The sequence below is a fragment of the Lewinella sp. genome (assembly GCF_050633125.1).
In the GTDB taxonomy this organism is placed as follows: domain Bacteria; phylum Bacteroidota; class Bacteroidia; order Chitinophagales; family Saprospiraceae; genus Lewinella.
Map to the genome: position 1 here is coordinate 18,397 of NZ_JBOEFX010000060.1, position 11,169 is coordinate 29,565.

Annotated in this window: 9 protein-coding genes; 6 read left to right on the forward strand and 3 right to left on the reverse strand. The window is 42.7% G+C overall.

What is annotated here, in order from left to right:
* The first annotated feature begins 68 nt into the window (after positions 1-68).
* Positions 69-1,715, forward strand: coding sequence for a T9SS type A sorting domain-containing protein (locus ACRBG0_RS13960; RefSeq protein ID WP_431487486.1), 1,647 nt, complete (start codon positions 69-71; stop codon positions 1,713-1,715).
* A 114-nt stretch (positions 1,716-1,829) separates the two neighbouring features.
* A complete protein-coding gene (locus tag ACRBG0_RS13965) occupies positions 1,830-3,977 on the forward strand; it encodes a T9SS type A sorting domain-containing protein (protein WP_431487487.1) in 2,148 nt (715 codons plus the stop codon).
* Positions 3,978-4,093: 116 nt separating this feature from the next.
* Here ACRBG0_RS13965 and ACRBG0_RS13970 read toward each other — a convergent pair whose 3' ends face one another.
* Both ACRBG0_RS13970 and ACRBG0_RS13975 read right to left on the reverse strand, forming a co-directional pair.
* A complete protein-coding gene (locus ACRBG0_RS13970; protein WP_431487488.1) occupies positions 4,094-4,225 on the reverse strand; it encodes a hypothetical protein in 132 nt (43 codons plus the stop codon).
* A gap of 123 nt (positions 4,226-4,348) precedes the next feature.
* On the reverse strand, positions 4,349-4,846 hold the full coding sequence (locus ACRBG0_RS13975; RefSeq protein WP_431487489.1) for a Dps family protein: 498 nt from the start codon (positions 4,844-4,846) through the stop codon (positions 4,349-4,351).
* 128 nt (positions 4,847-4,974) lie between these two features.
* Between ACRBG0_RS13975 and ACRBG0_RS13980 the strand changes: the two genes are divergently transcribed.
* The 3 genes from ACRBG0_RS13980 to ACRBG0_RS13990 all read left to right on the forward strand — a co-directional run bounded on the left by ACRBG0_RS13980 (position 4,975) and on the right by ACRBG0_RS13990 (position 7,581).
* Positions 4,975-5,904, forward strand: coding sequence for a mechanosensitive ion channel family protein (locus ACRBG0_RS13980; protein WP_431487490.1), 930 nt, complete (start codon positions 4,975-4,977; stop codon positions 5,902-5,904).
* A 50-nt stretch (positions 5,905-5,954) separates the two neighbouring features.
* Positions 5,955-7,079 carry an AI-2E family transporter gene (locus ACRBG0_RS13985; RefSeq protein WP_431487491.1) on the forward strand — a complete coding sequence of 375 codons (1,125 nt, stop codon included), beginning with the start codon at positions 5,955-5,957 and terminating at the stop codon, positions 7,077-7,079.
* A gap of 121 nt (positions 7,080-7,200) precedes the next feature.
* The gene (locus tag ACRBG0_RS13990; protein ID WP_431487492.1) at positions 7,201-7,581 is read left to right on the forward strand and encodes a hypothetical protein; all 381 of its coding nucleotides are present in this window, start codon (positions 7,201-7,203) and stop codon (positions 7,579-7,581) included.
* Between the two features lie 216 nt (positions 7,582-7,797).
* Here ACRBG0_RS13990 and ACRBG0_RS13995 read toward each other — a convergent pair whose 3' ends face one another.
* Positions 7,798-8,151: a TraR/DksA family transcriptional regulator gene (locus tag ACRBG0_RS13995; protein WP_431487493.1), complete on the reverse strand. Its 354-nt coding sequence runs from the start codon at positions 8,149-8,151 to the stop codon at positions 7,798-7,800.
* Positions 8,152-8,268: 117 nt separating this feature from the next.
* Between ACRBG0_RS13995 and ACRBG0_RS14000 the strand changes: the two genes are divergently transcribed.
* On the forward strand, positions 8,269-11,151 hold the full coding sequence (locus ACRBG0_RS14000) for a WD40/YVTN/BNR-like repeat-containing protein (RefSeq protein ID WP_431487494.1): 2,883 nt from the start codon (positions 8,269-8,271) through the stop codon (positions 11,149-11,151).
* Positions 11,152-11,169: the final 18 nt, after the last annotated feature.

An 11,169-nucleotide genomic window follows, 5' to 3' on the forward strand; every position in this document is an offset into this window, starting at 1 on the left:
GTGGATTAAATTTATCAAACGACTGAAATTGGCGCTCTCTAAGCCTAATCCAGTAGTAAATATAAACAATGAATCAGTTCAATAAACTGTGCTTAGGAATTCTATTCTTAACCGCTCATAACCTTATTGCTCAGGTTGTTACTATTGACCTCAACCAATCCTACCAAACGATTGACCGTTGGGAAAACGGCACTTTTTTGCCTGCCGGACTTGAAAACTACATCATTGATGACTTGGTCGATTTAGCCGTTGATTCACTGGGCATAAATAGGTTGCGATTAGAGGTCCGTTCTGGTAGCGAATACAATGCTGATAACTACCAAATGTATATGGATAGCATCATTGATTATGACACATGGCGGAATTTGCGCTACGCCACGGTCAATGACAATGATAATCCAGATAGCATTGATTGGTCAGGCTTCAATTTCACTGAATTGGATGAGAAGATTGAGAACATCCTAATTCCTATACGTGAAAGGTTGATTCAAAATAATTCCGACTTATATATTAACCTCTGCTATGTTGCCTTTACGGGTCAATTGAATGATGGAAATGGAGGTCAGGTTATACATCAAGAGCCAGAAGAATATGCTGAATTTATAGAGGCCATATTTCTACACATGGATAGCACTTATGGTATTGTCCCCAATGCTGTTGAAGTAATTCTTGAACCTAATGTTGCAAGCTTTGGTAATGGCACCCTGGTAGGTGAGTGCTTGGCTGCAACTGGCAATCGGCTGAATAGTATTGGGTACAACCCTCACTTTATTGCCTGCTCTAATACCAATTTAAACGGTGCGCTTAATTATTACCCCGATTTCACAGCCGTCCCTGGTGTTTCAAATTATTGGAATGAGTACTCCTTTCATGCTTATGCTGGCAGAACCGACGCCAACCTGATTCAGATTGCAGAAAATGCGGCTGCAAGTGGGGTGAAAACTTCTATGCTGGAATGGTGGGCAAATGGAAACACCTTTAGTTATCTACACGATTGTTTAAAGCTTGCCAACGTTTCTTCTTATGAGTTCAAAGGCTCATTTGGCTCTGTGGGAAACAACTGGAACACCGGCCTATTGCAAATCGTAGACAATGGAAATAACAACTATTCCTTAGACTTACAGCGCCCAACAAAGTACTTCAGGCACTATTTTAAACTGATTGAGCCCGGCGCTATTCGCTATTCTGCAAGCTCGGATTCTGCAAGTTTTGACCCCCTTGTTTTTATCAATCCTGATGGGAATATTTTGCTCAACATTGATGCATCAACTTCAGGAACAGTACAAATTGAGGGGTTGCCTCCGGGCACCTATCAGACCATTTATTCCTTGGGCGATGGTAAACAAGAACCCAGCGTATACTGGGAAAAAAGTCCGCTTGACACCATTTCAGGAGTTGAGCCACTGTCGGTAGAAATTCCAGCGCAGGGAATTTTCTCAATCATCCAACGCTCCTCATTTTCAACTTCAGTTTCGACTTTAACTGAAGATGCAGAAAGATTTATTCTAAACACCAAGAACAACACCTTAACAGTGTCAGGAACCGGGTCAAACAAAATTGAAAACGTCACTATTTATTCCGTTAATGGTCAGTTGGTTTTATCGAAATCCTATGACGCCATGAAAAGGGTCGATATCAATTGTGATCATTTAGGGCAGAATATTTATGTGGTTAGAATCAACGATCAATATTCAAGCAAAATATTCGTGCACTAATCAACACAGCACCAGATACAAGGGGGGATAGCCACCAGTTCATTTTTCACCAAATGAAACTCTCCAACAAGCGCTTACTTATATTTACTAGACAAGCAAATATAATATTTGAACATGAAAAACATCTACGCCTTTTGTTTTTTATTAATGATTTCTTCGTCCGCTTTCTCGCAAGTACAGTCGGATTTAACAAAATCAGTGCCGGTATGGCTCGAATTCGATCCGGCCAGTAATCAAAGTGTCCTGAAATGGATCCCTGATCCTTTGGCTTCTCAATATGAGATTAGCGAATTTGAGTATGGCCCAACCATTACAACTGATCCAATCGAAAATGTTGATGGGACAATCAATGAATATGCTATTGGAACGCTTACTACTGGCCAGCTCTATGGCTTTCAATTAGATAAAACAACGCCTGGTGGGGCTCCCGGAATGGGTTTGATTTATTCCGGCATAGAAATACCAGCAACACATGATCGGGGTAGATGCTTGATTGCCATTGATGACACGCTAACTGTTCCTTTACAAATCGAGATCGACCAATTAATATTGGATTTAACTATGGACGGGTGGGGAGTCGACACCATAAACGTATCAAGGTCGCTAGGGGTCGTAGACGTAAGAGCATTGATTCAGGCTTGGTACAATGATGACTATACCAACTCTCAAGCGCTCCTTATTTTAGGTAGAGTTGCAGTTCCTTACTCAGGAAACTCTGCTTACGATGGCCATACCAATCACCAAGGGGCTTGGTCGGCAGATACTTACTACGCTGAAATGGACGGTAACTGGACGGATAGTTTTGTGAATAACACAACACCTTCCAGAGATCAAAATAAAAACATCCCAGGAGATGGAAAATTTGATCAAACTGCAATTCCGGGGCTCGTTGAAATTGAAGTGGGAAGAGTAGATTTTTACAACCTTCCTGCTTTTGCAGACGATGAAATAGAACTAACCAGGAATTATCTCAATAAAAATCACGAATTCAGAATAGGAAATAAAAACATCCCTCGAAGGGCAATTATTGAGAACAATTTTGCTTCTTTTGAAGAAGGGTTTGGTCAAAGTGGCTGGCGCAGTTTTGTTCCTATGTTTGGCGCAGAAAATGTCTCTTCTGGCAATTACGACGTAGTGCTTGATACCGCAGCATACCTTTGTTCTTATGCTTGTGGCCCAGGTTCCTATTCCAGTGCCGGAGGTATAGGAAACACGGCAAACCTATGGGCATCAAAAGATATCCAAACCGTATTTACAATGAATTTTGGAAGTTATTTTGGAGACTGGGATAGCCAAAACAACTTTTTGAGATCAGCACTTGCCAGCGGCGATGTACTCACCAATGCCTGGGCAGGAAGGCCTGTCTGGCATCTATACCGAATGGCACTAGGAAAGCATATTGGATTTTGTGCGATGGAATCGCAGAATGCGATGAGCTTTAATTACAATCAGGGATTTGGTGCTCACTCAACCCATGCTGGATTAATGGGAGACCCCACCCTTAGGTTACATCCAATGAAACCGGCAACTAATTTGTTATTGACCTTTACCGATGGTGATATGAACCTCAGCTGGGAAGCAAGTATTGAAGCAGAGAATGGATACTTTGTTTATCGAAAAGCAAATGACGGTGACTGGGAAATTCTATCAGAATTCTTACAACAAACAACCTTTGTAGACCCATGCCTTCAACCTTTTACAGACTACACTTATATGGTCAAAGCTATTCGACTTGAAACCACGGGAAGCGGCTCTTATTATAATACCAGCCTTGGAATTGCCGCCAGCATGTCTATCTTAGAGAATCCGGCGATGTTGCCCTATTATGCAGATGCCGACTTGGATGGTTTTGGAAACCCCAATACGGAGCTTTTCTCCTGTGATATTCCGCCTGGTTTTGTAGATAACAATTTGGACTGTGATGACGAAAACAATGATATCAACCCTGATGGAATTGAAATACCCAACAATGGAATTGACGAAGATTGCGTAGATGGAGATTTGATTACCAACCTGGCTGATATTTCTAAAATAGAAATCGCCATTTACCCAAATCCAACAAGTGGATTGATTAAAATTGAGGTTGAACGTTTAGAAGATTTGACCTACAAGATTTTTGACGCATACGGCAAACTGATACGATCTGGAAACTTACAATTCCAGATAGATCTTTCTGATTTTGACAGTGGTGTCTATTGGCTTGAGATCACAGATCAACAATCACTCAAAAGTGTGAATAAAAAAATAATAATCTTGAAGTAACATCTTAACCGACAAAAAAGACTGGCAACTATCAAATGAGCGGATCACGGAAGGGCTAGCGGTGGTATCAAAATCCTAACAAGAGCGTTCCCAAAGGAAAGTCGTAAAACACGCTCTTAACCTTTGGTACTACGACGATCCTTGAGGATTTGTAACCAGATAAATGTCAAAACCAGACCAGCAACAAGCTGGTCAATAAAGGTAACACCTGCCAACTTAATGAGATCATTTTTATTTAAAATTTCCATTTGTATATTTTTCAGGGTAAAAAAAGTGGCCAGCCCAATATTCAGGGCAAGACCACTTGATTATTTTCATGTAATCTAAAGACCTAGATTAACATCGCTCGCCAGTATAAATACAAGTGCGAGTTATACTTCAACCGGAAAATTTTTCTTACTGCGGGAGGAATGCCAAGCATCCAACATCCAGCTCTTTTTCTCTATTTCGCTAAGGAAACCGCCAATCATCTCAATAGTACCTTCATCATCAACTTCACCAGCACGACTGATAATCGTACGCATGTCAGCGATAAGTATTTTATGATTTTCAAGAATGATTTTCACCATTTTGTGGCTATCTAGCACTTTGCCTGCTTCCTCAATTTTTGCTGATTCCAGATAAGCGGAAGTCGTAGATAATGGGCGCAACCGCAAGGTCAGTAACCGTTCGGCTATTTCATCAATTTTCAACCTCGCATCTTCATAAAGGTCTTCAAATTTTTCATGCAAGTCGAAAAAATTCTCACCAGATACATTCCAATGAAAGTTGCGCAAATTCTGATAATATAATTGATAATTAGCCAGCAGCTGATTCAGTGATTTACCTGTACTAGCAACTTGTTCCTGACTTAATCCTAAATAATTCATTTATATAATTGTTTTCTTTTGCAACCACAATTATTAAAAACATGTTCGTTAAAACATAAATTTAATCTGCGAACACTCCCCCCTATATTCCAGTTACATGAATATAATTAGAACCGTAAAAAACAACTATGCAGAACTGGATGCAACAATTCAATAACTCTTTTAATAACCTGACAGAAAAGTTAGAGGGATGGGTCAACAACATCGTTGTTGCTGTTCCAAATCTCATTTTGGCAGCTATCGTATTGGCGATTGGTATATTCCTTGCACGCTACGTCAATAAGTATGCTCAGAAAATTATTACCCGTTTCTCCGATAATCGCTCTGTCAACAGCTTAATATCAAGTGTTTTCACTGCTGTTTTTGTCTTAATGGTCATCATGATTGTGCTAAGCATATTGCAATTGGATACCGCATTACAATCTTTGCTAGCAGGTGCAGGGGTCGCTGGTTTAGCTATCGGCCTGGCATTGCAAGACCCTATTGTCAACTTGTTTTCCGGGGTTATGATGTCGACAAAAAGTTCCTTTCATTTAGGAGATCTCGTTGAAAGCAACGATTTTTTCGGAACCATTAAAAGTATTAACCTACGTTCTACCGTAATAGAAACACTCCAAGGCCAGGAAGTCATTATTCCCAATAAGATCACGTATCAGAATCCTTTCAAAAACTACAGTACAAATAATCGTCGACGTATTGACCTAAGCTGCGGAGTGTCTTACGGGGATGATTTGGAGAAGGTTCGTGATCTAGCCATTAAGACCATAGAACGATCCGTAACAATTACCAAAGGCAGTGAGGTAGAACTTTTCTTCAATGAATTTGGGAGTAGCTCTATCAACTTCACCCTTCGGTTTTGGGTCGACGATTATCGTCAAAAAAACTACTTAAAAGCCCAGAGTGATGCAATCATTGCCATTAAAAAGGCATTTGACGAAAACGATATCATGATTCCTTTCCCAATAAGAACCCTGGATTTTGGAATCAAAGGAGGCGAAAAAATCGCCGACACCTTGCCCCGAGAGGTAATAGCAGGCATAATTAATAACCAGAAATAATGAACAAATAGGCCTAAAAGAGGAGTTTAAGGATAAACAACCACCCATCCATGAACCACTTCACCTTTAGCATTCTACGCTTTGCGGCATTCCTGCTAAGCATTATCCTCGCTGGTTATTTGATCATTATTGGCAAGCCTATCCTTGCCCCGCTCATTTTTTCTGCTTTTCTCGCATTTTTACTCAAACCATATTCAGCTTGGCTCGAAAACCGGCTAGGCAACCGCATGTGGGGTGTTATCATCAGTATTCTATCCATGCTTTCGGTGATCTTTGGTCTAATACTTCTTTTTGGAATGCAATTGGGGAAAATTGTTGGTAATTTTGACGACATCAGCAGAAAACTCAATGAAGGGCTCCAGCAAGGTTTTCGGCTCATTGGAAACCTTTTAGGGATGAGAGGTAGCCAAGTAGAAGACTGGCTGACAAACAACCTCTCTAGTTGGGCCGACATTCCGACACAAATACTTACCTCAGGACTAGGTTCTTCAGCTTATGTGCTGGGGTCTATCTTACTGTGCTTGATTTTCGTCTTCTTTCTATTGCTCTACCGAACTTCGTTCTACCAATTCCTACTCTATCAATTTGATGAAGACGCCCGCAAAAAAGGTGGGCTAATGATGCGCAAGGTTGTTAAAATCACAAAAGAATACTTGAATGGACTACTCCTCGTCATCCTTATTCTAGCAAGCCTCAACACCTTGGGTTTGTATCTTATTGGCATCGAACTAGCATTATTTTGGGGAATTTTAGGAGCTTGTTTAGCCATCATTCCTTATATCGGTACAGCCTTGGGTGGTTTGCTACCAGCAATGTATGCATTAGCTAATTACGGGTTTACGTGGCATCCCCTAGCCGTTATTATCTTCTACATTTTCGTTCAGAGTATCGAAGGAAATATCATTACTCCCAAGGTCGTAGGGAAAAGCGTGCGCATCAATCCTTTTGTGGCTATCCTTGCCTTATTGATTGGTGGTGCCTTGTGGGGAATTGCCGGAATGATCCTTGCTCTTCCTATAATGGCTGTAATAAAAATCTTCATGACAAACGTAGAACTCCTCCAACCAGTGAGCGAGCTTTTCCGCGACGACCTTTACCAAAGGGAAGATGTATTCAGAGAAAAATATGACGACGACCGCTATCGTATTTTAAATTATTTCCGCCGTAAAGAGTAATTTTCTTCTAACATTCAAATAATCCAATCTTACAACGAACATCTGTTTACTCCTTAGGGTTACAGTAATAGAAAACAACATTTACTGTCTTTATTGACAGCCATAAAAATTAGTTTAAAATATGTCAGACCAAAAAAATCAAAATTGGAAATTAGGATTCGGATTGCTAGCAGGTGCTTTAGCCGGATATTGGTTAAATTCAGACCACGGCCGCCGAGTTCGTAAAGAAGTGCAAACTTCAGCTGTAGAATACACCAATCAAGCCACTGATTATCTAAAAACGCAAGCAGAAAACCTCAGCTCAACGGCCAGCGAATACATCGACCAAAGTAAAGAAGCTGTTCAGCATGCAGCTACTGTCGTGAAAAACAAGTTCACCAACGGTGTTGACGAAGTAGCAGATCAAGCAGAAGAAGCCGTAGAGCGAACAGAAAGTAAACTCAAACGTGGTATCTCAACAGCTCGAAAAAATGTAAAAAACTCAACTGAGGCTATCCTATAGAGGTAGTACAGCAATGCTATTCATCAAAAAGCTTTAAGGGTTACTCCTTGAAGCTTTTTTTTGATTACACCTGGCACTAAATTACAAGGGTACAAAGTCAAGCTTAGTCTCGCTAGTCAGCCGGGGCTATTTTTATTTTGGGTATCAACCTAAAAAAGCCCCTACCACAAGATCGCGGTAAGGGCACAACCATTAGTATTTTCTTTGTCGATAGCTCTAGATGGCCGTTCGGGCAGTAGGAAGTGCTTGTAAACGTTCAAAGCGAATAGGATTACCTGTCCGCTGGTCAACACCATAGGTACCATTCTCCATTCGGCCCAAGGCCGCTCGTACAGCCTCCAAGTCACTCCGGCGACGTTTTATTTGTGCTACGATCCTTTGCCTGATCTGGTCATTCTTGGCGTCGTCACCGTACCCATCGTTGGATTCTTCATTGCGGTATAAGTTTGGGAGTTCTTCCTCTTCTAGTCGTTTTAACTCGATTGATATACGAGACTGTTTATTTTCCAGTCGCTCCCGTAAATCACCTAATTGTTCTTGCGTAAAACCCGTTACTGATGGGGTACTCATGTTATTGTTTTTCTTTTGAAACCTTTTTTTCGCAATGCCTGTTCGCTTTTCTTTTCAAGTTGATAAAGCTCACGTGATATTTTTCTATTTTCACGCAGTTACATCAATACCAACGACATGAGATACCTGATTTTTTGTTTTTTCGCCATATCCATACTTACCAGTGGCTATAGCCAGGGCGTCCCTTCGCTCGTAACACCTGCCGAACAACGACTTCAGGCGGTGGAACAAAGGAAAAAAATGCGCGACAACTCACTTGTCAAGCACCTTCCTTTTACCAATATCGGCCCTAGCGTTCAAAGTGGAAGGGTCGTCGATATGGCAATACATCCGGAAGATCCCACCCAATTTTATGTCGCCTATGCATCCGGGGGGCTTTGGCATACCAATAACAATGGAACCACTTTCAATCCCCTTTTCGATCAACAAGACGTGATGACGTTGGGAGCAGTGGCAGTAGATTGGAAGAGTAATACTATTTGGGTAGGTACCGGCGAGGTCAATTCCAGCCGCTCTTCTTATGCTGGTCTGGGGGTTTATCGCAGTACTGATGGAGGTAAAAGCTGGCAACATCGCGGTTTGCCTGAAAGTCACCACATTGGCCGCATTATTATCCATCCTACCAATCCTAATACCGTATGGGTAGCCGTTTTAGGTCACCTTTATTCGCCAAACGCAGAAAGAGGAATCTATAAGACCACCAATGGTGGTGAAAGCTGGGAAAAGACGCTCTTCGTAAATAATAACGCCGGAGGTATAGAAATGGTCATCGACCCAATGAATCCTGAACATCTCTACGCAGCCACCTGGGAACGCACTCGCCGGGCTTGGGACTTTACCGAGGCTGGCAAGGGTTCTGGCATTTATGAAAGTACCGATAGCGGTGGTAGCTGGTCATTGATCAGTGGACCTAAAAGCGGGTTCCCTTCCGGGGAAGGCGCTGGCCGTATTGGGCTGGCGATGGGCTATCAAGGGCGTACGCCTATTCTCTATGCTTCTATCGACAACTACAACCGACGCCCAAAAGAAGCCGACGAAGAGGAGGGGCTAACCAAAGATGCCCTACGAAGCATGAGCAAAACTGATTTTGCTAAACTCCCCGAGAAACAGCTACAGGAATACCTTCGACAGAATGGTTTCCCTAAAGAATACAACACAAAGAAGGTCCAGCAAATGATCGCCGATGGCGAAATCACTCCCCTCACCTTGGTAGAGTATACCGAGAGCGCCAACAGCCTGCTGTTTGATACCGAAGTCGTAGGACTGGAAGTATATCGCATGGTAAATAACAGCAAGAAGTGGTCAAAAACCCATGATGATTACATCGATGGTGTTTACTACTCCTATGGCTACTATTTTGGTGTAATCAAGGTATCTCCACGTGATGCCAATCGGATATACATCATGGGAGTGCCTGTCATTCGAAGTGACGACGGTGGTACCACCTGGCAAGGCATTAATGGCGCCAATGTACATTCAGACCATCATGCCCTGTGGATCAGCCCCGACCGGGACGGACACATTATCCTGGGTAATGATGGTGGAATCAATATCTCTTACGACGACGGCGAAAACTGGATCAAGTGTAATCATCCACCATTAGGGCAGTTTTATTACGTAGCCGTTGACATGGCTAAACCTTATAAGGTGTATGGTGGCCTACAAGACAACGGTGTCTGGATGGGAGACCACACCTACGAACCTTCTACCAGGTGGCAGCAAAGTGGACAATACCCTTACGAAATGATCATGGGTGGCGACGGTATGCAAGTAGCCGTAGATACCCGCGATAATGCTACCGTTTATACTGGCTTTCAGTTTGGCAACTACTTCCGCTTGAATACCAAAACGAAAGACCGTGCTTACATCACCCCTAAACATGACCTGGGAGAACGCCCCTACCGATGGAATTGGCAGACTCCTATTCATCTTTCAGAACACAACGCTGATATCGTTTATATGGGGTCTAATTTTGTGCATCGCTCGCTCAACCAAGGAGAGGATTTTACCATCATCTCACCTGACCTTACTCATGGCGGTCAAAAAGGGGACGTCCCTTATGGAACGCTCAGTGCCATCCATGAATCGCCTTTACGTTTTGGCCTCCTTTATGCAGGCTCTGATGACGGGCGCGTTCACGTAAGTAAAGATGGCGGTTTCCAATGGGAAGATATCTCTGCCGGTTTACCAGCAGACATGTGGGTGAGCCGCGTTCAAGCTAGTAAATACCAGGAAGGTCGAGTCTACCTATCGCTTAATGGCTACCGCTGGGACAACTGGAATGCCATGCTATTCCGTTCTGATGACTATGGTAAAACCTGGGAGATCATAGGCCGGGACCTTCCTCAAGAACCCATAAACGTCGTAAAAGAAGACCCCGAAGTCGAAGGTATGATTTATGTAGGTACTGACCATGGCGCCTACCTTTCCTTAGACAACGGCGCTACTTTTCATGCTTTCCTTAAAGGTTTAGCCGGAGCACCAGTGCACGACATCGTTATTCACCCTCGTGATAAAGACATTATTATTGGCACCCATGGTCGTTCGCTGTACCGAGCTTCTGCACGTGAGTTACAGGCACTTACCAGCGAAGTACTCGCGGAGGCCGTCCATCTTTTCAAAATAGACAATCAGCGTCGCAGCCGTTCTTGGGGACGGGATAGTTGGTCGCGTGACAACGTTCCTAGCCTTAATCTTCCCGTTTTTGCTAGTCAATCAGGTAAGGCACAAGTAAGTATTCAGGCCGAGGACGGACCGGTACTTCATACTTATTCCGTAAATCTAGATAAAGGTTTACAATATGCGACTTATGACTTTACTTATGGTAAAGATGCGTGGCCGGCTTATCGCCAATATCTCGAAAAAAATCTCGAAAAAGACGAGAGCTTACCAGAGATGGAACCTGCTGACGATGGGAAGTACTACCTGCTACCTGGAAAGTACAAGGTAATCTTCAAAATGAATGATCAGACGTCGGAGCAGGAGTTTGAGTTGAAGTAAGGGTGTAAGGGTGTAAGG